This is a genomic window from Paenibacillus sp. FSL M7-1455, assembly GCF_038004655.1.
Lineage (GTDB): Bacteria > Bacillota > Bacilli > Paenibacillales > Paenibacillaceae > Paenibacillus_AQ > Paenibacillus_AQ cookii.
Genome location: NZ_JBBORO010000001.1, coordinates 3,999,159 through 4,024,003 on the forward strand (window position 1 = coordinate 3,999,159; position 24,845 = coordinate 4,024,003).

The following is a 24,845-nucleotide window of genomic DNA, read 5'->3' on the forward strand; positions in this document are numbered from 1 at the left end:
TGCATTTTGCGGTGCCCTCAAGCCGGAACCCGCCTCCGCTTATTCCCAGCCCTGATAGGACTGCGTCATCGATACAAGCAGCTTGGCAGCGGCGAGCATCGCCGATTCGTCGAAATCGAACCGGGGATGATGATGCGGATAAACCGCCTGAAGGCTTTCGTTGCCCGCTCCCACGAACATGAAGCACCCCGGAACCCGCTCCAGGTAATACGAAAAATCCTCGGCAGGCATGATTTTGGCGCACTCGCTGACTTGCCCTTCTCCGAACACGCCCGGCGCCACGCGGAAGAAACGGCCGGTTTCCTCCTCGTCATTCACTAGGGGCGGATATCCCATAAGATATTCGATGTTTGCCTTGGCGCCGTAGGTTTCGGCCGTCAAACGGGCGATATCCTCAATCCGCTTGCGGATAAGCAGGCGCGTCTCTTCGTCGAAGGTGCGGACCGTTCCCGTAATGCGGCAGGATTCCGCAATGACGTTCTGCGCGCTGCCGCCCTGAATGGTGCCGATCGTCACGACCGCAGGCTTGAGCGGATCGACCGTCCGGCTGACGATGCTTTGCAGCTGCATGACGACCGCCGCCCCCGCCACGACGCTGTCGACCGTCACGTGCGGCATGCCTCCGTGCCCGCCCTTGCCCGTGATGTCGATAAAAAATTCGTCCGCCGCCGCCATGAGCGGTCCCGGCGCGCTTGCCGCCGTCCCGGCCGCAAAAGGCGTCCACAAATGGACCCCGTAAATCACGTCGACCCCATCGAGAACGCCGGCATCGATCATGCCGCGGGCGCCTCCCGGACAAACCTCTTCCGCCGGCTGGAAAATAAAGCGGATCTCCCCTTCAACGTCCGCTTGCCGCCGGCTGAAATAAGCAGCGACGCCCAGCAGGGTCGACGTGTGGCCGTCATGGCCGCATGCGTGCATCACGCCGGCTACCCCCGAAGCATACTCGCATGTTTTTTCGTCCTGGATCGGCAGTGCGTCCATGTCGGCCCGGAGCACCACCGTTTTGCCGGGCTTGCCGCCTTTCAAAACGCCGACGACGCCGTAACCGCCGCCCACCTCGGTCGATACGGCCAGCCCGAGCTCCCGCAGCTTGCCGGCCACGAACTGCGACGTTTTCCGTTCATGGTACGAAAGCTCGGGGTTTCGGTGCAGAAAGCGCCTCCATTCCACCATTTGCGGCTGCAGCGCGTCCAGTATTGCCTCTTCTTTCATGTACACACGTCCTCTCGCCAAAATGAATGTCTACCGCATTGTTTTCCGCTCTCCGGCCACAATGCCTTTTTTCCATTGTAGCAGAAACCGGCCGGACGGGGTATGTCCCGCGCGCCGACAAAGCTTGCACAAGCGCTTGAAACATAATATCATGAGTAAAGAACTTTACAGGCAATTAAAGGGAGGATTTTGTAGGATGATTTTTGAAAATACGGGACTTGTCGGTCTGAAAAGCGACCTGGCATTTTTGGACGAAGTAGCTGAAAAAACGGGATTCGTGCGCTGGCAATGGGAATACACCCGGGCTACATACGATTATAAAATCGAGGATAAAGACACGAACTCGGAATATTTCCTGCGCATGAACACGCGCGCCGTCGAAGGAAAGCTGGAAAAGCCGCACGCCGTGCTCGAAATCGAAGCCGTTTACATGGGAAAAGCGACGTTCCCCCACGGGCTGGAATACGAGACGCCGATTCCTTCCAAAATTCTTAACGTCGCCAACCAAAAAATCCAGCAATTCAAAGCTGCGCTGGAAGCTTAGGGCAGGCCCTTTATGACTCAAGAGAAACCCCAACTGAGGAAAAGAGGGGCGCCGGATTTTCAGCTGCTAATCCTTACTTTTCTGTTGGTCGGTTTTGGGCTGGTGATGGTGTTTAGTGCCAGTTCAAGCCTCACCATTTCCAGCGAGAAATTCAATCATGACCCGCTTTATTTCACGAAAAAGCAGTTCATTTGGGCCCTCCTGGGCACCGTTGTCATGTTTGTGGCGATGAACATCCACTACACCAAATATAAAAAGCTGTTCGTGCCGATGTTTTTCTTCACCGTGATATTGCTGGTGCTCGTGCCCTTTACGAGCGGCATCAACGGCGCCCGCAGCTGGCTGCAGATCGCCGGACTCGGGATCCAGCCGACGGAGCTCGCCAAAATTACGATCATCCTGTATCTTTCCGCTTTGATCGTCAAAAAGGGAGAGCGCTTCAGGGATTTGCGGACGGGTTATATTCCCGTCATGGTCATCGTCGGCTTCGTGGCCGGGCTTATCATGATGCAGCCGGATCTGGGCTCCACCCTGATCCTCGTGGCGACAAGCGCGCTCATCATTTATGCGGGAGGCGCCAGCCTGAAACATATGCTCGGATCGTTCCTCCTGGTCGTTCTGGGAGCGAGCCTCGTGCTCGGCGCCAATTCCCTGATCAAATCGATCACGCATAGCGATGCGCCGCAGACGCAGTCGAGCAATTACAAGATGGGACGGATCATGGCTTGGATCGATCCCTACCAGGATCCCGAAGATACGGGTTATAACCTGATTCAGTCTTTGACCGCGATCGGGAACGGCCAAGTGACCGGCACCGGCTTCGGCAAAAGCATCCAAAAGCTGAATTACATCAAAAATCCGTACAACGACTTTATTTTTCCGGTCATGGCGGAGGAATTCGGCTTTATCGGGACAAGCCTGTTCCTGCTGGTCTACGTCTATTTTCTATGGCGGGGCATCATCATCGCGCTCAGGTGTCCCGATCCTTTCGGAACGCTCGTGGGCATCGGCGTCATGGGGCTGTTCGCCATCCAAGCCTTCGTCAACATCGGCGGGGTGTCGCAGACCATCCCTTTGACCGGGGTTACCCTTCCGTTCATCAGTTACGGAGGCAGCTCCCTGCTGATCATGATGTTTGCCATGGGAATCATGCTGAGCATTTCGCGATCGGTGAACCAGCCTGCCAAACAGGAAGTCGTCAAGTCCGTGCAAATCAAAAGAGACTACCGGAGATCCGTGTAGTCTCTTTTTTTCGGTTCGACCCGGGGTGATGCCACCCTGCGGCTCTGTTTAGCTGTTTTATTTCGCGCGCGTCGAAACGTCCTCGATTTCATCGTCCTTGAAGGCGACGCCTTCGACCTTGACGTTTACTTCCACGACCCGCAGTCCCGTCATGCTCTCCACCGCCGTGCGGACATTTTGCTGCAGCATGCGGCATACCTCGTGGATCGGGGTTTCATACAAAACGATGATCCGCAAATCGATCGCGGCTTCGAGCTGCCCGACCTCCACGGTAACGCCTTTCTGCACGTTTTTGCCGCTCAGGCGCTTGGCCCAGCCTTCCGACAATCCGCCCGACATGGCGGCAATGCCAGGGGTTTCGAGCGCAGCCAATCCGGCAATTTTCGATACGACATCATCTGCGATCCGGATCGTTCCGGACTCCAATTGAAGTTGTTCAGTCATTCCCCTTCCTCCTTCGCCTCATTATCAATTATTGTAAATCCTACGGGAATCAAAAGCAAATATCGGACCGCCGATTTGTTTACAACTTAGCATGTTTTGGGTATATTGAGAAAGAATGTTCATCCTACATATCTCGAGGTGTCGAAAATTGAAAAAATGGTTGAGCCCTTTTCTGCTGATTGCATTCTTCGTCCTGAGCGGGGTCGCCCACTACGGGGGCTGGGATTCGACGATTCAGTTCGTTCTCGCAGCCATCTCCGTCATCTTTGTGGCAGGCTTCCTGGGGAAAGCGACGGAAAGCGTCGCCCACTATGCCGGCCAGCGCTTGGGCGGTTTTCTGAATGCAACATTCGGTAACGCAGCCGAGCTGATCATCGCCATCTTTCTCGTCAAAGAAGGGCTGTTCGATATGGTGAAGGCGAGCTTGACCGGTTCCATCATCGGCAACCTGCTGCTGGTGCTTGGATTAAGCATTTTTGCAGGCGGCTTGAAATTCAAGATCCAGAGTTTCAACGTTTCGCTGGCCGGCATGAACGGATCGCTGATGATCGTGGCGGTTATCTCTTTGTTCGTTCCGGCCGTGTTCCTGAACACGCATGCCATCACGACCAGCGATTCCAAGACGCTGAGCCTGATCGTGGCGGGCATTTTGATCGTGGCGTACATTTTCTGGCTTATTTTTTCCATGATCACGCATAAGGATTACCTCGCCGACGTGACGGAAAACGAGGAGCTGCCGCATGAGCATGGACCCGAGTGGTCCAAGGGCAGATCGATCCTTTACCTGATTATCGCCACCGTCATGGTCGCGTTTGTCAGCGAATGGCTTGTCGGGACGCTGGAGACGTTTACGAGCAAATTCGGCCTGAGCGAGCTGTTTGTCGGTGCCTTCCTTGTCGCGATCATCGGGAACGCTGCCGAACACAGCGCGGCGATTATGCTGGCCATGAAAAACAAAATCGGCGCGGCCGTCGAAATCGCCGTGGGCAGCAGCCTGCAGATCGCCCTGTTTGTAGCGCCCGTGCTCGTGTTTGCCAGCTTTTTCTTCGGCAACACCATGAACCTCGTATTTTCGGTCATTGAACTGCTGGCCATCGGGGTCTCGGTATTTATCGCCAAATCGATCATCCAGGACGGCAAAACCAACTGGTACGAAGGTTTGCTGCTGCTGGTCGTTTATGTCATTCTCGGCGTTTCCTTTTTTATGGTGTAACGTGCCGGCGCACAAAAAAAGCATGGACTCCGTTCAAGGAGTTCATGCTTTTTAACGTTTTTGGACCTGAAAAAAAAGAACCGGCTTATTCCGCCTTCTTGTTGTTCAGCGCCTCGTAAAGGATCGCCAAATTGCGTTCGAGCTGGCTGACAAGCTGTTTGCCTGCCGCCTCGGGGAGCAGCCCTGCTCTGACCGCGAAGTCGACTTCTCTCGAAAATCCGTACATCTGGGTGTCCAGCACTTCCTCATAGAGAGGGCAATAGCGGGTTGCCAGATTCTCCATTTGTACTTCGATAAGCTTCTGTATTTTATCTGCATCTTCTTGTAGAAGACTGATTGCTTTCATGTTCAACTGTTCCTGCAGCTCAGAAGAAGTCATGCATCTTCCCCCCTATGTCCAAAAGTCACACCCTTGTTCTCTTCTTTAATATTAGACGAAATCAGAGCCCAATACAAGAACATCGTAATAAAAACGTCCAGCGGCGCACCTTCGCCGAAGGCGGACCGCTTTAATCCGAAGCATTATCGAGAAAAATGGTTTGCATGTTCGTGAAAGACCGCTTAAAAAAAGCGCCCTGCCGCATGGGCAGAACGCTTTCTTTAGAATCATTATTCTTCTACGACTTCGACTTTCAGGCCGTGTTTCGCGAATACTTCTTTCATAGCCGCTTTCGCCTCATCCGCATCCGGTCCATGAACATGGAGTTCATAGCCTTTATTGCTTACAAGGGTCGTAAACAAACCCAGAATGCTTTTGACATCAATGTACTTGTTGTCTGCCTGAAGCACAATGGAAGAAGTAAACTTGCCCGCTGTTTGGGCGATTTCCACTACAGCTGCGTTATTACTGGACATTGTGATCCCTCCGTAGCTTTTGGTATCAGGTATTATATTCATGCTGCCAATTTCATGATACATTGAATCCGCTTTCCTGTGCAAGGGATTTCTGGTTCGTTTTCGAAGATTACACCAACTGGTCGGGGTTGAGGCCTTTCAGCTCGTCGATTACGAACAGTCCGTCCTTGCGGATCAGCACGTCGTCAAAATAAATTTCGCCGCCGCCGTAATCCGGGCGCTGGATCAAAACGATATCCCAGTGGATCGACGAACGGTTGCCGTTGTCGCAATCCTCGTAGGCTTGCCCCGGCGTAAAATGGATGCTGCCAGCGATTTTTTCGTCGAACAGGGTATCCTTCATCGGATGCAGGATGTACGGGTTAAAACCGATCGCAAACTCGCCGATGTAACGGGCGCCTTCGTCGGAATCGAGGATTTGGTTCAAGCGCTCGGTATCGTTGCTTGTCGCTTCGACGATCTTTCCGTCCTTAAACGTGAACTTGATGTTTTCGAAGGTGATGCCTTGATATACGGTGCTGGTGTTGTAGCTGATCGTGCCGTTGACGGAATCGCGGACGGGCGCGCTGTACACTTCGCCGTCGGGGATGTTTTTTTCGCCAGCGCATTTGGTCGCCCCGATCCCTTTGATCGAAAACGTCAAATCGGTGCCCGGACCGACGATCCGGACTTTGTCCGTTTTTCTCATCAGCTCGGCCAGGGGATCCTGCGCTTTGTCCATTTTGGCGTAATCCAGGTTGCACACGTCGAAGTAGAAATCCTCGAAGGCTTCGGTGCTTTGATTGGACAGCTGCGCCATGCTCGCGTTCGGATAGCGCAGGACGACCCATTTCGTATGGTTGACGCGCTGCCCGCTGTGAACGGGATGATTGTACAGGCGGTTAAACAAACGCATTTTGTCGTCCGGCACGTCCGCGAGGTCGTTTACGTTTTCGCCGGAACGGATGCCGATGTAGCAGTCCATTTTTTTCATGCGTTCCAAATCGTATTCCGCCCACGTTTTAACCATTTCTTCGGTTGCGTTCATGAGCATCGCGCGCTGCACCCCTCTGTCCGTCAATTCGACGAACGGGTTGCCCCCGCGTTTATGTACCTCTTCGATCACGGCTTTCAGCAAATCCCGCTCCGAGCCGATCATTTCGACCAGGACATTTTCGCCCGGCTGTACGTTTACCGAATAACCCACCAGGTTTTCGGCAAGCTTCTGAATTCTAGGATCTCGCATCTGTTTATTCCTCCTAAAAATCCGTGCAGTATATTTTTTTGAACAAAGGTTAATTTATTCGTCCTCTATTGTAGCACTTTCTTCCGGCTTCAAACAGTAAGAAAACGCCGATCGGCCCACTTCGCGGGATGAACCGCGGCGTCTAGCGGTATGTTTAATCCATCGACCAAAGGAGCCGCACCCCCGTCATGGGTGAAAAGCGACGTCGTTGACCATCTGTTCATGTTCCTCCCGATGATGCAGATTGAGGTAGCGTATATCGCTCTCGGAAGAAAGCTTGACCGGAAAGCCGGTCCGTTTGTCGATCGTCAAATAATACACCATTTCGACTTCCGCGTGTTCGAGCATTTGCTTCATTTGGCCGTTACCCTTGTTCCATACGTCGGTCAGCCGGCGCTTTTCCTTGGCGGAAAGCCCCTGGCCGGATTCCTCTGCCTGCTTCCGGACCGCATCCATCTCGGTTTCCAGCTGCTCGGCAAGCCACTGTTTGGCGGCCGGCGGGGTAAGCTCGATCCGGAGCACCTTCGTTCCGCGGGCCGCTCCCGAAGCCTCCCTGATCTGCTTCGGCAGCTTGTCGATCGCGTCGAGTTGCGCGAGCGGATTAAAGCGGGCCAAGGAGGTGCCCAGCGCCGCGCTGCCCTCGCTGAACAGATGAACCCAATGGCCGTCCTGCCGCCGGAATCCGGATTCGGCCGCATGGTAGCTGCTGGTTCGCATCGCATTCGATGCATTCTTGCCGGCGGCTTGCGCAGGCAGCATGCTGCGGATCGTCAGCTTGTCGTGTTCGGTCAGGATCCCCTCGTAGGCCAAGCTTTCCCGAAAGCCCTTTTCCGATTGGGTTCGTACGGCCGCTTCCCCGTTAAACTTGAAGGAATCGATGCCGGCTAACCCGCCGAGCGTCTGCTTGAACCACGCTTCCGGACTTTTTTGGTTTTGGAACATGCCGCACCCCGTCAACCCCAAACATATGCACAGCCATACGGCGAAGCCGCGGCAGAATCTCCTTTTTTTCATAAGGCATCCCTCTTCTCGGACTTTTGGGCTTAGGCTTGCCTGTGCCGCAAACGATTATGCAGCTGTCGTCCGAAAACGGGCCGCCCGGGACGCCCCCGAACGATTATTTTTGCGCAAAAAAAAGAGCGCCTGCTGCTTGGCACAGATCGCTCTTTCTCATTCGTGCATGTCTTCGATTTGAATTTGGTTGCGCCCGCTGTTTTTGGCGCGGTACAACGCCATGTCGGCTCTGTAAAACAGGCTGTCCACGCTGATGTGCTTGTCGAGGATGCACCATTCGGCAATGCCGCTCGACACGGTCACGCCGGGATTGGTCTCCCGCGCCACCCGCGTCCGGATCGTTTCCGCCACCTTCATCGCCTGATGAAGGCCGAGCTGCGGCAAATATACCGCAAGTTCTTCGCCGCCCCATCTTGCGGGAATATCGACGGGCCGGATGGACGTTTTCAAAATTTCGCTGACCTGCTTCAAAATTTTGTCGCCTTTTTGATGGCCGTAGGTATCGTTGACCTGCTTGAACTGGTCGATGTCCACGACGATCAGGGAGCCGCAAAAATCTTTGGCCTGCGAATCCTGGATCGCTTCGTCGAGATAATGTCGGGCATACATGTCGGTCAGCATATCGCGGTTCGCCATGCGCCTGAGCTCGGCATGCAGCAGAGCGTTGCTGACGGACAGCCCGATATGGCTGGCCAGCGTTTGGAGCAGGCGGTAATTGTCGTAGGAGAAAAAATGCGGGCTGCGATGCGTCAGCAAAACGGCTCCGATCACCTTGCCGTTGACGCTTAACGGCGTAGCGATCAGCGATTGCGAACCGGTCACTTCCATCAGTTTGGACGATACCTTGGTGTTCAAATGGTAATCCGATAAAATGATCGGTTCCTTTTTTTCGTACACCAGTCCGCCGAAGCCGTAATCTTTGCTGAAAAGGTCCCGCGAAAGCGACGGCTCGTTGCACGACATGACCTCGAGCATGTTTCGTTCCTCATTCAATTGAAGGAAGCAGCAATAATCCGCGTTAAAAATATTGAGCAGTTCCCCCGTCGCGAGTTTGTAGATGTCCGCGAGCTGCAGGCTTTGATTAAGCCGCTGCGTCAGTTCGTTGATCAGGCGGAGCTCATGGATCAGCAAATTGGATTGCTCGTACAGCTTGGCATTTTCAAAGGCGTTGCCGGCGGTATCGATCATCATCGTAATGAGCTGCAGATCCAGATCTTCCTTCAGTTCGCGGGTCATTTTCAGATGGAACACGCCGTAAATGCCCTGCTTGCCCCCGAACGGAATGGCGATCTCGGCCTCATCCCGTCCCTCCATGCCCTCCTGAACCGTCAATCTTCCGTCCATAAAAGCCCGCACGCAAATGTCTTCGCCCCACGGGTGGAACACCAGCGGTCTCACCCTCGGGTTGTGGTGCTCGTGATCCTGGGACATCATGAGGCTGAGCTCAATGGAAGGATACAGGATCGCGATGCAGTCGAGCACTTCGGTGATTACCGTATCCACGTCGATTTGGTCATGCATCCGCTGCATGATTTGGAACAGGATCGATCTGCGGCTGGCCTCGCGTTCCGCATTTTTTTGAACCTTCATGACGTCGGACACGAATATGTATTCATAGCGTCTGAAAAAACAAGAGCGGTAATGCAGCGCGGTCGCATGGACGGCATCGGTCCCTCCGCTGCTTCCGTCCTTCGGAAGCACGCAAGCAAGCACGGCAACAAGCAGCTGCCCGTTCCGCGACAGTATGGGCACGAGGCATACCGTTCGTCCGGCGAATCCATAACGGCCGGATGGTCCGATATCGCCGCAAACCGTTTCATGCGATGCCAGGCAGCGCTTCAAAAGGTCCGGGCAGTGCGCGGCAAGCAGTTCATGGACTGTCGTCTCGCCGCATGCGTAAGCGCCCTCGTGATCGGCGACGGCCCATTCGGATTGCTGCGAAAAAGGCAGCGCCCCCGTCTCCTTTCGCCAATCCTCGAAGGATTGCTGCAGGACCTCCCGAACGTAAGGCAAGTCATGGCCGGTGATGTCCATCTCCTTCAACCATAAATGAGAAGACTCGCTCGGAGACGCCGTTTCGATATGGGTCTGAAACAAACTTTGATGTTTGGAAAAATCCTGTTGATGTTCTGGCATTAGCAGGCGCTCCTTTACACCGTGTTAAAAGGTGTCGCACGGCACCATGGTGGTCGAAATAAGCGGTAAATCTTCAAAAACTTTCATAATACCCTTATTCTACTCTCTTCAAACCGATTTTGCATCAAAATTTCAGAGATTTTGTCCTACTTTTTTAGGACCATAGGCCTATCGACAAAATTAGACGTTTCTCGATATTTATCAGGACTTGACTTTGCCATGAGCATTCGTTTAAAATCTATTGATGAACAAGACTGTATTCAGTCTGAATTTGGGCGTAACGTTGTGTCACCCTCTCGCGGTTTGTTGCTGATCGAACAGCGGCTGAACTTTTCAATCAGGTGTTACTGCCGATAAGGCTAACACAATCAACTAACCCGGCGCAAATAGAGCCCTATTTCACATTAATATTTGAAAATAAAGGAGTCTACTATAACATGGCACGTTACACTGGTCCTAAATTTAAACTGAGCCGCCGTTTGGGCATCTCCCTGAGCGGTACAGGCAAAGAATTGAAACGACCGTTCCCTCCGGGACAACACGGTCCTAACCAACGGAGAAAAATGAGCAACTACGGCATGCAGCTCGCTGAAAAGCAAAAACTGCGCCACATGTACGGTTTGGGTGAAAAGCAGTTCAGCACCCTTTTCCACAGAGCTCAAAAAATGCAAGGGATCGCCGGCGAAAACTTCATGTTCTTGCTGGAAAGCCGCCTGGACAACCTCGTTTACCGTCTTGGCTTCGCCAACTCCCGTGCAGGCGCTCGTCAGCTGGTTTCCCACGGTCACATCACCGTTAACGGGAAAAAAGTCAACGTTGCTTCCTACATGGTGAACATCGGCGACGTAATCGGTCTTCGCGAAAGAAGCCGCGGCCTCTCTTCCATCAAAGAAGCTTTGGAAAACCGCAGCCATCTTCCAGGCTACCTGGAATACAACGATGCGGCAATGGAAGGCAAATACATCCGTTTGCCTGAACGCGCTGAGCTTTCCCAAGACATCGACGAAAAACAAATCGTCGAATTCTACAACCGTTAATCTTTGCCTTAAAGAAAGCCTGGAACCTTCGGTTCCGGGCTTTTTGCTTTTTTCGCGACCTTTTCTGCTCGCCTGCTTTGTACGATTTGCCCTTCAAATATGTCAAATCTCACGAAAAAAAGCCCTCATTCGCTCCCTGCATTCAAAATCCGCAAATTATGCTATAATAGTTCCGTTAAAAGGAGGAACGCACGCGAATGGTTGAAAATAACAATAAAAAACCGGATAAGCAGCCAGCCACGAAACCGAGGCGGTCCTACGCCCGGGTCACGGGCCTGGTCATCCTCTGGCTGTTTGTCGTCGGACTGATGGGAGCCCTGTTCGTCGGAGGCACCGCCATGGGTTACGTCGCTTATATCGTCAAAGACGAACCCGTCCGCTCCAGGGAACTGATCGATCAGAAAATGGGTGAAAACGCCATCACCAGCTTTGCTTATTTTCGCGACCAACAGACGCCCATCGGTCAAATCCGCACGGATGAAGACCGGCGTCCCGTCGAATACAAGCAAATTCCGAAATTAGTCATCGATGCCGTCATATCCATAGAAGACAACCACTTTTTTGAACATAATGGCGTAGACATGAAAGGCACGCTGCGTGCCGTAAGGCAAAAGGTGCTGAAAGAATCCGTCCAAACCGGCGGCAGCACATTGACGCAGCAGTTGGCCAGACGCGTTTTCCTGAGCCTCGACAAGACCGATGACCGGAAGATCAAGGAGATATTGCTTGCGCTCCGCCTGGAGCGGTTCATGACGAAAGAAGAGATTCTGACCGCTTACCTGAATAAGGTGCCTTTCGGCAAGGGCGCCAGCGGATACAACTTGTACGGAATCAAAGCAGCTGCAAAGGGCATTTTTAATATCAATGATCTGAATCAGCTTAACGTCGCTCAGGCCGCTTACCTTGCGGGGTTGCCGCAGCTTCCGACCCGATACTCCGCTTACAATTCCAAGGGCGATTTCAATCCGGACGCCTTCAAGCGGGCGCTGGACCGCCAGCACCTCGTGCTGCGCCGCATGCTGGAGGAAAACAAAATCACGGAAGCCCAGTACAAGGAAGCGATGGCCTTCGATATCCGCAAGGCGCTCGCTCCCCGCGTCGAAAAGGCGTATTCGACCTACCCTTACCTGATGATGGAGACCGAACGCCAGGCTTCGGAAATTTTGATGGAGCTGAATTTGAAAAACGCGGGCAAAGACCCGGAAGATCCGTCCGAAAGAGACAGCGATTTGCTCGAGGCGGCAAATCAACAGCTGAAGACCGGCGGATACCGCGTATACACCACCATCGATAAACGCGTTTATAATTCGATGCATAAAATCGGCGAAAACAAGGATAACTTCGGACCGGACAGCAAAACGAAAGGTCCTGAGCAAACGGCCGCCATGATGATCGACAACAAGACGGGCGCCATTTTGGGCATGCTCGAAGGCCGGGACTTCAACAAAGAACAGATGAACTACGCCACGCAGATGGTTCGCCAGCCGGGGTCGACCATGAAACCGATCGCCGCTTATCTGCCTGCCATCGAATCCGGCGCCATCCAACCCGCAAGCATCCTGGACGACGCCCCGATCATTCTGAAGGACGGCCAAAAGGGATTCCACATCCCGAAAAACTCGACTTCGGGTTACAGCGGATTGATGACGGCGCGGAAAGCGTTGAACAAGTCCGTGAACACGATCGCCTTGAAGCTGTATAACAATGTCGTCGGCATCGACGCGGCATGGGCTTTTTCCAAAAAGCTCGGCATCACGACGATCCAAAAAGATGATTATTCGGCCCAAACGGGCGTCCTGGGCGGTCTGAAGTACGGGGTCACCGTCGAAGAGCTGACGAACGCCTACAGCGCCATCGCCAACCAGGGTACGTTCAACGATGCTTATATGATCGAAAAAATCGTCGATTCGAACGGCAACATCGTTTACCAGCATGAATCCAAGCCTGTGCAGGCATTTTCGAAGCAGACCGCCTATCTGATGACCGATATGCTTCGCACCGTCATTACGGACGGAACCGGCGATGTTGTCCGCAAAAACTACAAGCATTTCAAACAAATCCCGATCGTCGGGAAAACCGGTTCCACGCAAAACTATGCCGACGTTTGGTTTATGGGTTATTCGCCTGACGTCACGCTTGGCGTATGGGTAGGCTACAAGGAGCCGAAAAACACGCTGACGACCAAATCGGCCAGAAAGCGGGCCCAGTCCATATGGACGTTGATCATGAACGAAGTCGCTGAAAAGGAAGCGGATTTGTTCAAGACGGCGAAATTCGATAAACCCGAAGGCATCGTTTCCAAGACGGTTTCGGCCTATAGCGGTAAACTGCCGACTTCCTTAACCGATAAATTCGTGACCGATCTGTTTAACGTAAAATACGTGCCTAAAGCAAGCGATGACGCCATCGCCAAAGTCAAATACATCACGTACAACGGGGTCAACTACATTCCGAAGGATGGAACGCCTGAGGATATGCTGAAGGAAAAGGTCGTCATTAAACGCGAGAAACCGATTCCGGACCTCATCAAGGAGCTTGAAGCCGCATTCGCCAAAATGCGCGGAGGCCATGAGCCGCTTTCCTACTATATTCCGCGCGATGCCGGCGAGGATATGCCGACCGAAATCGATCCGCGGGTGGATGACGGCGCTCCTCCGGCTGCGCCAGGCAACGTCAGAATGGCATTGAACGGCAGCAGCGCAACGATTACGTTCAATCCATCCGGGCAATCGGATGTCGTCGGATACCGGCTGTACCGGTCCCAAAACGGCGGCGCTTTCCAAAATACGGGCAAAATCGTGCTGGCGGGCAATGCGACTTCATTCACCAGCCCTGCCGATGCCGGTTCCGCGTTTTATGTGACGGCGGTCGATGTCGCAGGCAAAGAATCGGCGCCAAGCGCAACGGTAAGCAGCCTCGGCGACGGAATGATCGGGCTCCCTGGAGACAACGGCGCAATCACGGACCCCGGCGCTCCGATCGATCCAGGCACATCGGTCGACCCGGGCACATCGCTCGATCCGGGCGCCAATGGCCAGCAAATTCCCGGCCAATCCGTTACGGGTTCGGACGCGCAGCTGCAGGCGCCTGCTTCGCCTGTAAGCCTGCAGATTTCGCCGCTGGAAAACGGCATCCTGTTCCAATGGAATCCGTCCCGTCCTGAGGAAAAGGTGACGGAATACTACGTTTATTACAGCGAGAAACCCAATGGGTCCTACTCCAAAATCGGCTCCAGCCGCGAGCCTGGCTTCCAATATGCAGCAGCGGCGCCGGTAGCGGGTTATTTCCGGGTCACGGCCGTTAATTCGGCGGGGGAATCCCCCCCATCCCCGGCCTCGTATTTCGAGAAAAAATGACGGCCATCCAAGGCTTATCCTGCAAATCGCAGGGTAAGCCTTTTTTTCTACGTTTTAAAGTCAATTTCCCAGAAAACGCTCCGTCCCGCCCCACCCTAACCCCCTGCTTCCCCGGCCATCGAAGCGGCTGCAATCCGGTAAACCCCCTGCTCAGGGATTTCCCCTCCCAACAAAAAGAAACACCGGAACGAATGATCCGGTGCTTCCTGGATAAACGGTATATGCGATTAATCCTCGATCGTGGACAGGTCGCCTGTCGGCAGGTTCAGCTCCCAAGCCTTGAGCACCCGGCGCATGATTTTGCCGGATCTCGTTTTCGGCAGCTTGTCGCGGAATTCGATCTCTCGCGGCGCCGCGTGGGCGGAAAGTCCCTCTTTCACGAATTTATAAATTTCGTTTTTCAGCTCTTCGGATTCCTGATAACCTTCGCGGAGCGAGATAAACGCTTTGATGATTTCGCCGCGGGTAGCATCGGGCTTGCCGATGACGCCGGCTTCGGCTACCGCCGGATGTTCGACGAGCTTGCTTTCCACCTCAAACGGTCCGATCCGTTCGCCGGAGGAGTTGATGACGTCGTCGACGCGCCCCTGGAACCAGAAATACCCGTCTTCGTCCATGTAAGCCGAGTCGCCGGAAACGTACCAGCCCGGGATCCGGAAATATTCCTGATATTTGGCAGGGTTATTCCAGATCTGATTCATCATGGACGGCCAAGGCGTTTTGATGGCCAGGTTGCCCATCGTATACGGCGGAACCTCATTGCCGTTGTCATCGAGAATCGCGGCTTCCACGCCTGGAATCGGACGGCCCATCGATCCCGGCTTGATCGCCATCGATGGATAGTTACAGATCAAATGCCCTCCGGTTTCCGTCATCCACCACGTATCATGGATACGCTGGCCGTAGACTTTTTGTCCCCAGCGAACGACCTCCGGATTCAGCGGCTCCCCGACGGAAAGCACGTGGCGGAGGCTGCTCAGGTCGAATTGGGAAATGATGTCCGACCCTGCGCCCATCAGCATCCGGAATGCGGTAGGAGCGCTGTACCATACCGTTACTTTATTTTTAGCGATCGTGCCGTACCAATCCTGTGGACTGAAGCGTCCGCCGCGAATAACGTTCGTTGCGCCGTTCAGCCACGGAGCGAAGATGCCGTACGACGTGCCCGTCACCCAGCCCGGATCGGCGGTACACCAATAAATATCGTCTTCGCGCAGGTCCAGCACCATTTTGCCCGTGTAATAATGTTGAATCATGGCATTTTGCACATGGTAGACGCCTTTCGGCTTCCCGGTCGAACCCGAAGTGTAGTGCATGATCAAGCCGTCGTTCCGGTCGAGCCATTCGATGGAAAGGTCGGAAGAAGCTTCTTTCATTTCGCCGAAATAATCATGAATTTGTCCGTCTTCCTCAACTTGGTCCCCAACCACGAAAATATGCTTCAGCTCAGGCAGCTCGTCGCGCTTGACCCGGCCAAGCAGTTGGCTTGTCGTGACGAGCGCTACCGCGCCGCTGTCTTCCAGACGGTCTTTAACGGCCGTCTCCATAAACGCTTCGAACAACGGGCCGACGACGGCACCCACTTTCAGAATGCCCATGAGAGAAAAATAGAGTTCAGGACTGCGCGGCATAAAAATAAACACCCGGTCGCCTTTGCCGATCCCGTATTTGCGGAGAACGTTGCCGAACTTGTCGGATTGCTCCTTCAAGTCGCCGAAGGTATAACTTTCGTCCCGCGCAGCGTCGCTATAGAGCAAAGCCTTTTTGTCGCCGCGGCCTTCCGCAACGTGACGGTCGATGGCCTCGTACGCCATATTGACCTTCCCGGTCGTGTACCAGCTGAAGTGCTTCTCGACTTCCTCCCATTGGAATTTCGAGCGGGCTTCTTCATAATCGCCCAGGTTGGACGTTGTGGCGACGCTTGGTAAAATTTCGTTTTGATTTTGATCCATTTCTTTCATCCTCCCTCTGTTTCTCCCAAAAATTGATAGGGCAGCGCTTACAATTTGTATGAGTTCATGCCATAATGACAACATACACACGCAATCAGTCTTCAAAACCTTTTTCCGATGATTCCGATAAGCGAAAAACATGATACAGCAGGTCTGGCAGATGTAAAGATCAAAAATTGTGACTGTTTTTTGTCAGAAATCATTATAACATAGGATGAAAATTCCTGCCATCGCTTTTCATTTAATTGTTTTTTTGCTATAAGTAGGTTAGAAGCCGAAAGGAGCGTCCAGATGGAACACCTGAAATTGTACCATGTCGAAACCGTGCCTCTTGGCGAGCGCTGCTTGGTCGTTGAAGGCCCCGTGCCGCCCGGAAGATTGTCCGAGTTAACCATGCACCCCGACCTCGATGCGTTCCGCCGTCCGAAAGACCAGCACGAAGCGCTGATCGAAATCGCCGGGCTTGCGGAGGGAAGGATCATCATCACCCGCGAGGAAAACGTCATCGTCGGCTACGTCACCTTCCATTATCCGGACGAGCAAGAGCGCTGGTCCCAAGGCCATATGGAGGATTTGATCGAGCTTGGCGCCATCGAGGTGGCCAACGATTACCGGTCGCTGGGCCTCGGCCAGAAGATGATCAAAACCGCCTTCGAAGGCGGGCAAATGGAACAATATATCGTGTTCACGACGGAATATTATTGGCATTGGGATTTAAAAAGCAGCGGGCTGAACGTATGGGATTACCGCAAAATGATGGAACGGCTGATGAAGGTCGTCGACATGGTCTGGTACGCGACCGACGATCCGGAAATTTGCTCGCATCCGGCCAACTGCCTTATGGTCCGGATCGGCCGGGATGTTCCGATTTCGTCGAAGGAGCAGTTCGACCGCATCCGTTTTCAGCAGCGTTTCATGTATTAGCCCGAGCTTTGGCAAAATCCATCTCATAAAACACACGGCTGTCCCCTGCCGAGCGCCGCTCTCGTCCGGGACGGCTTATTTGTTATGCGCTCAATGGCCGGCAGCCCCCCTCTTCTGGTCCGCCGCATCTTCCAACGGCAAACAAGCCGCCCGGGGTTGGGGCCAACCTTGCCGGGCAGCTTGTTCGCTGATGAGCCGATTTTACATTTGCCGAAGCATATCATCCAAAATGGCATGCGAACGGCGCGAAGACGCCACCGTAAACTCGGCGAAGTTGGCATGCGCCGAACCGTCGGCTTTGTCCGACATGGAACGGATGACCACGAACGGCACGCCGTTCATGTAACAAACCTGGGCGACCGCCGCCCCTTCCATCTCGACGCACGCCCCCTGCAGATGTTCATAGAACCAGGAGACCTGTTCCACGCTGGCGATAAATTGATCGCCGGAGAGCACCCGTCCGACGCGGAAATTCACTTCGCCAAGCGTGCTGCACGCCTTTTCGGCAAGCGCGACCAGCGCCTTGTCGGCTTGAAAAACGGAAACCTCCTGATAAGGGATGACCCCGCGTTCGAAACCGAGCGCCGTCACGTCCATATCATGCTGAAGGCATTCGGAGGAAATGACGATGTCGCCGATGTTAAGCTCCGGATGAACGGCGCCTGCGACGCCCGTGAACAACACTTTCGATACGCCGAAAAAGTCGATCAAAATTTGCGTCGTCACCGCGGCGTTCACTTTCCCGACTCCCGATTTGCAGACGATGACGTTTTTGCCGTGGAATGTCCCTTTATGATAGCGGACTCCGGCCTTCTCCACCGTTTCCGAGCCGTTCATCCCGGCCAGCAGCAGCTCGACCTCCTCGTCCATCGCTCCAATGATTCCGATTGTTTCCGGCATCTTGCATTCTCCCTTTTCCTAAATTTCGGTTTCCAGACCGATATGTGAAAAAAAGCTCCCGCAAGGAAGCTTTTTTTCAGCGTAAACATAACCTTTTTCATATCGTTTCTATTTCTTATTCGTTCACGTGGCTGACGGATAAACGCAAAATCGTCTCATGCGGCAAAATAACCCGGGGGTTGTCCACGTTTTCCTTTTTCATCAGCTTGGTCAGCAGACGCATGGCCACCGCGCCAAGATCGTACATCGGCTGAGCAACCGTTGTCAGCAGCGGACGAACCATGGAAGCCATACGCGTATTGTCGACGCTGATCACGGAGAAATCGTCAGGCACTTTCAGCCCTTCGTCCTGGATGCTGTGAATGGCGCCGATCGCCATTTCGTCCGTTGCCGCAAAGATAGCCGTCGGCTTTTTCTTCAGCCCGAGGAAATATTTCATTGCTTCGACGCCGGACTCGTAACGGTAGTTACCGATGCGGACAAGGTCCTCCTGGTATTCGATTCCCGCGTTCTCCAGCGCTTTTTTGTACCCTTGGAAACGGGAGTACCCGTTGGCAGGGTCCTGAAGCGTGCCGCTGATCATCGCGATTTCGCGGTGTCCGTGGCGGATGAGCGTGTTGACTGCGTCAAATGCCGCCGCTTCGTGGTCGATATCCACGGAAGGATAGTTTCCCTGTTCATCACGCGTCGCGCAAAGCACGATCGGTACGGCGGAGGTTTGGAATGCCTGAATATGCTCTTCCGTTACGGTTCCGCCCATGAACAGCAGGCCGTCGACCTGTTTCTCGAGCAGCGTGTTAATGACGCGAATTTCTTTTTCCTTCTTCTTATCGGCGTTACACAAAATGATATTATAGTGGTACATGTTGGCGATATCTTCGATGCCCCGGGCGATTTCCGCAAAAATAGAGTTCGAGATATCGGGAATGACTACCCCGACCGTCGTCGTTTTTTTGCTGGCAAGGCCTCTTGCCACCGCATTAGGGCGATATCCCAAACGTTCGATTGCTTCATATACTTTTTTCCGGGTCTGAGGCTTCACGTTGGGGTTGTTGTTTACAACCCGCGATACCGTTGCCATCGATACGCCTGCTTCACGTGCCACATCGTAAATGGTTACCGTCAAATTCCTTCTCTCCATTGCCAATAAATTTTCACTCGTCAACCCATTAAAATTATGATACGACAAATTGTCGCATTCTGCAATGATAACGCTTTACTATCCTTTCAGGTGCTGTTTCAAAGCATCTTCCGTGATATGAGAATGAGATGTATGCCAGACCGGCGCCTGATTTTTGACCAGAATCACCTGAGGGGATTCGTGCTGCACGCCAAGCAGATCCGCCGCTTCCAGCGAGACCGGGCGATCCTCGACCACATGGATTAATGCGTATTCTACGGCTTCGTTCGGCTCGTTTTGCAAGTATGACATCATCTGTTGATAGGCCCCGGCGCTGATCGGGCAGCGCGTGCTGTGCTTGAACAGGAGCAAAGGCTTTTCGTCCGAAGCAGCCAATGCGGAATGCAGCTGCTGGCTAGTAGTCAGTTTGGTCATCGTCGCCATTTGATATACATCTCCTTTTTTCGATTCATTCCTCCTTCTATCGTATCAAAAACTTCGTGAAAAATCCAACGAACTATGAAAATAATTCTGAAATTTTTTTGTTTTCATACATCGGCATGAAATACATTCATTTCCGGCAGGATGACAGACAGCTGCGAAAGGCGCTGGCGTATGTCCGATACCCATTGATCGTCGCGCATGCCCTCGGCCAATCTATACATATCCAAGAGGAGGTTGATCCGCCCCTCGATTTCGTCTTCGAATTTTGCGTGCAGCCTGTCATCGGGACAATCCTCATCGGCCAGCACGTCGTAAATGACGCCGGCCAGTTCATGGTGGTCCGTCATCGAAAAGCTCGTTTTTCCCGGATCGGACCCCAGCAAATCGATGCATCTCTTCAAGTCCGACCGCATGGAAGGTATAAGTTCGTACGTCATACATTGATCGCAAACCAGTACGGGGACATGGCGGATCGTCACGCTCCGGCTGTATTTGACCGTCCGAAGCTCCAGTTTCAGGCTTTGCTCGCAGTTGCATTTCATTGACACAATACCCCACCTCAATCTCTCTCTTCTATCTGTCTACTCGGATGAGTGCCGATACCGGCTGATGTTGGTATTCGCCTCTGCAGGCCGCGATTCCTCCCTGCTTGGGCCAGCTGTTTTATTTACCAAAAAGCCCATCTCTTTCATATCGGCCGGTTCCCAGCAGAATTGGTATCCGGTTGATGTAACCCTCAGACAGACAGCCCCCGGTTAGCGGAAGAACGGGAGCGGAGATGAAAGTCCTTCGCGATTCCGAAGCCCATCATTTTTCGCCGAAAAAAACCCGGCACTCGAAATGAATGCGGGTTTCATGCGTTTTTATCATTAATCGATTGCAGCTTCAACCTCACGAAACGTGGGTGTCTTTTCCTTCATCCTTCCGGCGCGCTTGGTTCTCGAAACGGCTGGATTCGTTAAATTCGGTCAGCAGCCTTTCGATTTCGCCGTTCGTGGTCAGCTTATAACATTCCTCGGCGACAGCGCGCGCCTCTTGGGCCGACGTGTTCAAAATCCGGTGCTTCACCCGGAGCAGCGATTGGATCGACATGCTCAAATCGTGAACGCCTAGCGCGATCCAGAGCGGTATGGAACGTTCGTCCCCCGCCATCTCCCCGCACACGCTGACGGGAATGCCCGCATCGCGCGCCGCTTCCACGATCGTGCGCAGCATGCGGAGGATCGCCGGGTGGTAAGGATGATACATATGGGCGATCTGTTCGTTCATCCGATCCACGGCGAGCACGTATTGAACCAGGTCATTCGTGCCGATGCTGAAAAAATCGCATTCCTTGGCGATCAAATCCGCGATCGTGACGGCCGCAGGGACTTCGATCATGACCCCGACCGGAATCTCGGGATCGTACGGAATGCCCCTTGCATCCAAATCGGCCATGGCGCGGCGCAAAATCTCGTTGGCTTGTCTCACTTCATCCACCGAGGAAATCATCGGATACATGATTTTGGTTTTTCCGTAGGCGCTAGCGCGCAAAATCGCCGTCAGTTGCGTCTGGAAAAGCTCCTGGCGTTCCAGGCTGATCCGGATCGCGCGAAAGCCGAGGAAAGGATTGTCCTCCTGCGGCAGCGGAAAATAATCGAGCTGCTTATCCCCGCCGATATCCAGCGTCCGGATAACCGTGTGGCGTCCCTCCATTTTCCGAACGATCTGAAGGTAAACCTGGAACTGCTCCTCCTCGCTCGGGAAGTTCGCGCGATCCATGTACAAAAACTCCGTCCGGAAGAGCCCCACGCCAAGGGCCCCGTATTTCACGGCCATGTCGAGTTCCTTTACCGAGCTGATGTTGGCCGATAAACGCATCTCCGTGCCGTCTTTCGTGACGGCTTCGACCGAGGCGAGCAGCTCCAGCCGTTCCTTGCGGACCTGCTGCTCCACCCGCGTGCATTCGAACTGGTCGACGGTTTTTTTGTCCGGATTGACGAACAGCTTGCCGGAATCGCCGTCCATCACGATCAGGTCCCCCGTTTGAATCGGTTCGGCAAGTTTCCCCTCGATGCCGGCCACGAGCGGAATGCCAAGCGCCCGTGCCATGATCGAGGCGTGGGACGTTTTGCCGCCCACCATCGTGACGACGCCCAGGACATGGGCCGGATTCAAATGGGCGAGCTGGGACGGGGACAACTCCTTCACGACAAGCACGTAAGGCTGCGTATCCGAAGGAAGCGTAATTTCCGGCGCGCCAAGCAGATGCTTCAGCAGGCGGTTGCCGACGTCCTTGATGTCCATCGCCCGCTCCTTCATATATTCGTCGTCCAGCAGGTCGAACATCGTAACAAAGTGGTCGATCGCTTCCTTCACCGCGACTTCGGCCGCCTTGTACTGCCGTTCGATGACGCCCTGGATTTCGTTCATGAACACGGGATCGTCCAGAATCGCCAAATGCGCATCGAAGATGCTGGATTCCTCTTCCCCGACGATATCGCGGAACTCGTTTTTGATATATTCGATTTCGTTTTTGGAGGTGCGTATCCCTTCATACAGCCGCTCAAACTCATTGGCCAGATCAACTGCGTCTATGCCGGTTTCGGGCAGATCCCATTCCCAGTTCGGCAGGACGAATGCTTTTCCAATTGCGATGCCGGCAGATGCTCCGATACCTTGAATCATGTTTCCAAACCTCCAACATTTCTGTCGTGTAATACTACGGACATGACCGACGTCTGTCCTTTTTTGACCGTTTTGAACGGCGCGAAGCTCCAGGATTTGACGCGGTCCGGATTCGTAATGACCATCGGCGTCGCGATCGATGTCGCATGGGCCTTGATGTAGGCCAGGTCGAATTTGACGAGCAGCTGACCCGGCTCGACGGCATCCCCTTCCTTCACGACCGCCGAAAAATGCCCTCCCTTAAGCTGGGAGGTGTCGATCCCGATATGAAGCAGCACTTCGAGGCCGTCCGGCGTCGAGATGCCGATGGCATGCATCGTAGGATAAACGTGCACGATCGTTCCATAAACCGGCGAGACCAGTTCCCCGCGCTCCGGCATGAAGGCGACCCCGTCGCCGACCAGCTTCGCCGCGAAAATCTGATCCGGCACTTCCTCGATCGGAAGCATCCGGCCCTGCACCGGCGCGCTGAAAAGCACGCGCGGCAGGTCCCGCTGGAGCAGTTTGTTGACTTCCTCGCGGATCAGTTCGGAATACGTGCCGAACACCACTTGGACGTTTCCTCCGCCAAGCTTGATGAGGCCCGCCGACCCGAGCAGCTTTAACGCATTGCCGTCCACGAGCCTGTCGTTTTTGACGGTCAGCCGCAGCCGGGTAATGCAGGATTCCACCTGTACGATGTTGTCCTTGCCGCCCAACGCTTCCAAAATAAGCGGCGCCTGGTAGGGAATGCTCCCCGCCCAATCCTCGAGGTTCGAACCTTCCTCCCGGCCGGGCGTCGGAATCTGGAACCTGCGGATCGCCCACCGGAACAGAAAATAATAGACAAAACCGTAGCCGATGCCGATCGGAATGAGCAGCCAGGCGTGATGGGACAGATGCAGGTTCAGGAAAAAATCGATGGCCCCCGCCGAATAGGAGAAGCCGTGATGGATATCCAGCTCGTAGGTAAGCCACATGGCCGCCCCGGATAGCACCGCGTGCAAAATGAACAAATACGGCGCCGCGAACAAAAACGCGAATTCGATCTGCTCGGACACCCCTGTTAAAAAGCATACGAGCGCTGCCGTCAAAAATGTCTTTTTGATCTTCGGCTTCAAGTCCTCGCGGGCTTCCTGGATGATCGCAAGCGCGATGGCCGGCAGCGCGAACATCATGATCGGGAACAACCCCGCCATATAGCCGCCCGCCGTCGGGTCGCCCGCAAAAAAGCGCGGCAGGTCGCCCTGCACGATATTTCCCGAAGGAGTCTGATAGGACCCCGCCTGAAACCAGAAAATGTTGTTGAGCAGATGATGCAGCCCAAACGCCGTCAGAACCCGGTACAAAATGCCGTACAAAAACAAGCCGAATCCGCCCAAATGGTTCATGAGCAGCGTCAGCTCGTCCAGCCCCTTCTGCAAATAAGGGGTGATGAACAGCAGCGCCCAGGAAAACAGCGTCGAAAACAACCCCATGAACAGAAGGACAAACCTTGAACCGCCAAAAAACTGCACCGCTTCAGGCAGTTTGATATGCTTGTATCGGTTCGAGGCGACGCCCGACAATATCCCGAAAAGCACGCCGATCAGCGTCGTGGGCTGTATATTGCCGCCGCCCATATGCCGCGTGATCTGGTCGTAGATAAACATGCCCGCAAGCGCCGCTAGTCCCGCCGGCCCGGCTTGGTTCGAAAGCCCCCAGGCGACGCCGACCGCAAACAGATACGGGAGGAAATAGAAGATGCCCTGTCCGGCCCACGTGCATACCTCAGCGACGTGAGGAAGACCCCATGCGGCCCAGGGAAGACTGCCTACGCTCAGCAAAATGGCGGCTGATGGAAGGACCATCGTGGGCAGTATAACCGCTCTTCCGAGCTGCTGCAGTGATCCGAGCCAATTCAAGAAAGGCACTCTCCTTTCAAAAACAGATCAGAAATTGCAAAGCCATGCTTACCGGTTCCTGCAAAATCTGCGCTATTTCAAATGGTAAGCTTAGATCGACATTTTGTCAAAAAGGATTTGCAAGATTCCGACCAAGCGGACAAGCGCCCTGAACGGGCAAAAAAACATCCCCAGGAAGCAAATCCCGGAGATGCCTGGCCCCGCAGGCCGGATTAACGGTGCCCAGACCGGTCCGGCTGCGTGATCGCCTCTTCCACTTTGATGCAGCGGTCCATGATGACTTTCATGCCGCTCTGCCCGGCGATAGCCGCCGCCTCATCGCTGACGATGCCGAGCTGCAGCCATAACACGTTCGCATGAATCCCGGCCGCTTCCCGCGCAACGTCCGCGCAATATTCGCTTCGGCGAAACACGTTGACGATGTCTACCGGCTCGGGAATATCTTTCAACGAAGCATAGCAGGTTTCGCCCAAAATTTGGCGTCCCGCCGCGTTCGGATTGACCGGGATGATGCGGTAGCCGCGGCTTTGCATCGCCTCGGCGATCATGTAGGAGGTCCTGTCCGGTTTATCGGACAGACCGACGACGGCTATATTTCCGGCCTGCTGCAGAATTTCCCTGATCTCGTCGCGCGTCGGATTTTCGAAAGCCATGTCTGATCCCTTCTTTCCTTA

General features: G+C 54.0%; 21 protein-coding genes. 6 read left to right on the plus strand and 15 right to left on the minus strand.

Going from position 1 to position 24,845, the window contains the following annotated elements; genetic code table 11:
- Nucleotides 1-39 precede the first annotated feature (39 nt).
- Nucleotides 40-1,215 (minus strand): M20 family metallopeptidase, encoded by a 1,176-nt coding sequence (locus NYE48_RS18475; protein WP_340999661.1) that lies wholly within the window; start codon nt 1,213-1,215, stop codon nt 40-42.
- 196 nt (nt 1,216-1,411) lie between these two features.
- Here NYE48_RS18475 and NYE48_RS18480 point away from each other — a divergent pair, with 196 nt between their 5' ends.
- Together NYE48_RS18480 and ftsW are read left to right on the plus strand one after the other, a co-directional pair.
- Complete coding sequence (locus tag NYE48_RS18480) at nt 1,412-1,759, plus strand: YugN family protein (protein ID WP_036707659.1); 348 nt, start codon at nt 1,412-1,414, stop codon at nt 1,757-1,759.
- Nucleotides 1,760-1,771: 12 nt separating this feature from the next.
- The gene (ftsW, locus tag NYE48_RS18485; protein ID WP_212947069.1) at nt 1,772-3,001 is read left to right on the plus strand and encodes a putative lipid II flippase FtsW; all 1,230 of its coding nucleotides are present in this window, start codon (nt 1,772-1,774) and stop codon (nt 2,999-3,001) included.
- A gap of 57 nt (nt 3,002-3,058) precedes the next feature.
- Here the strand turns inward: ftsW and NYE48_RS18490 are convergent, their stop codons facing one another.
- Complete coding sequence (locus tag NYE48_RS18490) at nt 3,059-3,445, minus strand: Asp23/Gls24 family envelope stress response protein (RefSeq protein ID WP_212947071.1); 387 nt, start codon at nt 3,443-3,445, stop codon at nt 3,059-3,061.
- 148 nt (nt 3,446-3,593) lie between these two features.
- Between NYE48_RS18490 and cax the strand changes: the two genes are divergently transcribed.
- Nucleotides 3,594-4,658 carry a calcium/proton exchanger gene (gene cax, locus NYE48_RS18495; protein ID WP_340999662.1) on the plus strand — a complete coding sequence of 355 codons (1,065 nt, stop codon included), beginning with the start codon at nt 3,594-3,596 and terminating at the stop codon, nt 4,656-4,658.
- 85 nt (nt 4,659-4,743) lie between these two features.
- On the opposite strand, the gene NYE48_RS18500 is transcribed toward cax, so the two are convergent.
- From NYE48_RS18500 to NYE48_RS18520, 5 genes are all read right to left on the minus strand, one after another.
- Entirely contained in the window at nt 4,744-5,037 is a 294-nt protein-coding gene (locus tag NYE48_RS18500; RefSeq protein ID WP_036707656.1) for a YlaN family protein, read from the minus strand.
- Nucleotides 5,038-5,267: 230 nt separating this feature from the next.
- Nucleotides 5,268-5,513, minus strand: coding sequence for an HPr family phosphocarrier protein (locus NYE48_RS18505; RefSeq protein ID WP_036707782.1), 246 nt, complete (start codon nt 5,511-5,513; stop codon nt 5,268-5,270).
- 109 nt (nt 5,514-5,622) lie between these two features.
- A complete protein-coding gene (locus NYE48_RS18510; RefSeq protein ID WP_036707653.1) occupies nt 5,623-6,738 on the minus strand; it encodes an aminopeptidase in 1,116 nt (371 codons plus the stop codon).
- Between the two features lie 186 nt (nt 6,739-6,924).
- The gene (locus NYE48_RS18515) at nt 6,925-7,752 is read right to left on the minus strand and encodes a hypothetical protein (protein WP_340999663.1); all 828 of its coding nucleotides are present in this window, start codon (nt 7,750-7,752) and stop codon (nt 6,925-6,927) included.
- A 156-nt stretch (nt 7,753-7,908) separates the two neighbouring features.
- Nucleotides 7,909-9,888 carry a sensor domain-containing diguanylate cyclase gene (locus NYE48_RS18520; protein ID WP_340999664.1) on the minus strand — a complete coding sequence of 660 codons (1,980 nt, stop codon included), beginning with the start codon at nt 9,886-9,888 and terminating at the stop codon, nt 7,909-7,911.
- Between the two features lie 437 nt (nt 9,889-10,325).
- On the opposite strand from NYE48_RS18520, the gene rpsD reads away from it, so the two are divergent.
- On the plus strand, nt 10,326-10,925 hold the full coding sequence (gene rpsD, locus NYE48_RS18525; protein ID WP_212947082.1) for a 30S ribosomal protein S4: 600 nt from the start codon (nt 10,326-10,328) through the stop codon (nt 10,923-10,925).
- Nucleotides 10,926-11,122: 197 nt separating this feature from the next.
- On the plus strand, nt 11,123-14,281 hold the full coding sequence (locus NYE48_RS18530) for a transglycosylase domain-containing protein (protein WP_340999665.1): 3,159 nt from the start codon (nt 11,123-11,125) through the stop codon (nt 14,279-14,281).
- Nucleotides 14,282-14,508: 227 nt separating this feature from the next.
- Here the strand turns inward: NYE48_RS18530 and acsA are convergent, their stop codons facing one another.
- The gene (acsA, locus tag NYE48_RS18535; protein WP_340999666.1) at nt 14,509-16,233 is read right to left on the minus strand and encodes an acetate--CoA ligase; all 1,725 of its coding nucleotides are present in this window, start codon (nt 16,231-16,233) and stop codon (nt 14,509-14,511) included.
- Between the two features lie 291 nt (nt 16,234-16,524).
- Here acsA and NYE48_RS18540 point away from each other — a divergent pair, with 291 nt between their 5' ends.
- Nucleotides 16,525-17,157, plus strand: a complete 633-nt coding sequence (locus NYE48_RS18540) for a GNAT family N-acetyltransferase (protein WP_339324161.1) — start codon at nt 16,525-16,527, stop codon at nt 17,155-17,157.
- 201 nt (nt 17,158-17,358) lie between these two features.
- Here the strand turns inward: NYE48_RS18540 and NYE48_RS18545 are convergent, their stop codons facing one another.
- The 7 genes from NYE48_RS18545 to NYE48_RS18575 form a co-directional block, all read right to left on the minus strand.
- Entirely contained in the window at nt 17,359-18,057 is a 699-nt protein-coding gene (locus NYE48_RS18545; RefSeq protein ID WP_212947088.1) for a 5'-methylthioadenosine/adenosylhomocysteine nucleosidase, read from the minus strand.
- A gap of 115 nt (nt 18,058-18,172) precedes the next feature.
- The gene (ccpA, locus tag NYE48_RS18550) at nt 18,173-19,183 is read right to left on the minus strand and encodes a catabolite control protein A (RefSeq protein ID WP_340999667.1); all 1,011 of its coding nucleotides are present in this window, start codon (nt 19,181-19,183) and stop codon (nt 18,173-18,175) included.
- 93 nt (nt 19,184-19,276) lie between these two features.
- Entirely contained in the window at nt 19,277-19,621 is a 345-nt protein-coding gene (ytxJ, locus tag NYE48_RS18555) for a bacillithiol system redox-active protein YtxJ (RefSeq protein WP_036707638.1), read from the minus strand.
- Nucleotides 19,622-19,725: 104 nt separating this feature from the next.
- Complete coding sequence (locus tag NYE48_RS18560) at nt 19,726-20,169, minus strand: hypothetical protein (RefSeq protein ID WP_156124515.1); 444 nt, start codon at nt 20,167-20,169, stop codon at nt 19,726-19,728.
- A gap of 343 nt (nt 20,170-20,512) precedes the next feature.
- A complete protein-coding gene (ptsP, locus tag NYE48_RS18565; RefSeq protein WP_212947092.1) occupies nt 20,513-22,288 on the minus strand; it encodes a phosphoenolpyruvate--protein phosphotransferase in 1,776 nt (591 codons plus the stop codon).
- Nucleotides 22,285-24,171 (minus strand): glucose PTS transporter subunit IIA, encoded by a 1,887-nt coding sequence (locus tag NYE48_RS18570; RefSeq protein ID WP_212947093.1) that lies wholly within the window; start codon nt 24,169-24,171, stop codon nt 22,285-22,287. Before NYE48_RS18570 ends, ptsP begins: the two co-directional genes overlap by 4 nt.
- 212 nt (nt 24,172-24,383) lie before the next feature.
- On the minus strand, nt 24,384-24,824 hold the full coding sequence (locus NYE48_RS18575; RefSeq protein ID WP_036707633.1) for a CoA-binding protein: 441 nt from the start codon (nt 24,822-24,824) through the stop codon (nt 24,384-24,386).
- Nucleotides 24,825-24,845 lie beyond the last annotated feature (21 nt).

What these genes read in the sequence shown, in the direction of transcription:
- NYE48_RS18475 (WP_340999661.1), bottom strand. Translation starts at nt 1,215, where the DNA reads ATGAAAGAAGAGGCAATACTGGACGCGCTGCAGCCGCAAATGGTGGAA.
- NYE48_RS18480 (WP_036707659.1), top strand. Translation starts at nt 1,412, where the DNA reads ATGATTTTTGAAAATACGGGACTTGTCGGTCTGAAAAGCGACCTGGCA.
- ftsW (WP_212947069.1), top strand. Translation starts at nt 1,772, where the DNA reads ATGACTCAAGAGAAACCCCAACTGAGGAAAAGAGGGGCGCCGGATTTT.
- NYE48_RS18490 (WP_212947071.1), bottom strand. Translation starts at nt 3,445, where the DNA reads ATGACTGAACAACTTCAATTGGAGTCCGGAACGATCCGGATCGCAGAT.
- NYE48_RS18500 (WP_036707656.1), bottom strand. Translation starts at nt 5,037, where the DNA reads ATGACTTCTTCTGAGCTGCAGGAACAGTTGAACATGAAAGCAATCAGT.
- NYE48_RS18505 (WP_036707782.1), bottom strand. Translation starts at nt 5,513, where the DNA reads ATGTCCAGTAATAACGCAGCTGTAGTGGAAATCGCCCAAACAGCGGGC.
- NYE48_RS18510 (WP_036707653.1), bottom strand. Translation starts at nt 6,738, where the DNA reads ATGCGAGATCCTAGAATTCAGAAGCTTGCCGAAAACCTGGTGGGTTAT.
- NYE48_RS18515 (WP_340999663.1), bottom strand. Translation starts at nt 7,752, where the DNA reads ATGAAAAAAAGGAGATTCTGCCGCGGCTTCGCCGTATGGCTGTGCATA.
- NYE48_RS18520 (WP_340999664.1), bottom strand. Translation starts at nt 9,888, where the DNA reads ATGCCAGAACATCAACAGGATTTTTCCAAACATCAAAGTTTGTTTCAG.
- rpsD (WP_212947082.1), top strand. Translation starts at nt 10,326, where the DNA reads ATGGCACGTTACACTGGTCCTAAATTTAAACTGAGCCGCCGTTTGGGC.
- NYE48_RS18530 (WP_340999665.1), top strand. Translation starts at nt 11,123, where the DNA reads ATGGTTGAAAATAACAATAAAAAACCGGATAAGCAGCCAGCCACGAAA.
- acsA (WP_340999666.1), bottom strand. Translation starts at nt 16,233, where the DNA reads ATGGATCAAAATCAAAACGAAATTTTACCAAGCGTCGCCACAACGTCC.
- NYE48_RS18540 (WP_339324161.1), top strand. Translation starts at nt 16,525, where the DNA reads ATGGAACACCTGAAATTGTACCATGTCGAAACCGTGCCTCTTGGCGAG.
- NYE48_RS18545 (WP_212947088.1), bottom strand. Translation starts at nt 18,057, where the DNA reads ATGCCGGAAACAATCGGAATCATTGGAGCGATGGACGAGGAGGTCGAG.
- ytxJ (WP_036707638.1), bottom strand. Translation starts at nt 19,621, where the DNA reads ATGGCGACGATGACCAAACTGACTACTAGCCAGCAGCTGCATTCCGCA.
- ptsP (WP_212947092.1), bottom strand. Translation starts at nt 22,288, where the DNA reads ATGATTCAAGGTATCGGAGCATCTGCCGGCATCGCAATTGGAAAAGCA.
- NYE48_RS18575 (WP_036707633.1), bottom strand. Translation starts at nt 24,824, where the DNA reads ATGGCTTTCGAAAATCCGACGCGCGACGAGATCAGGGAAATTCTGCAG.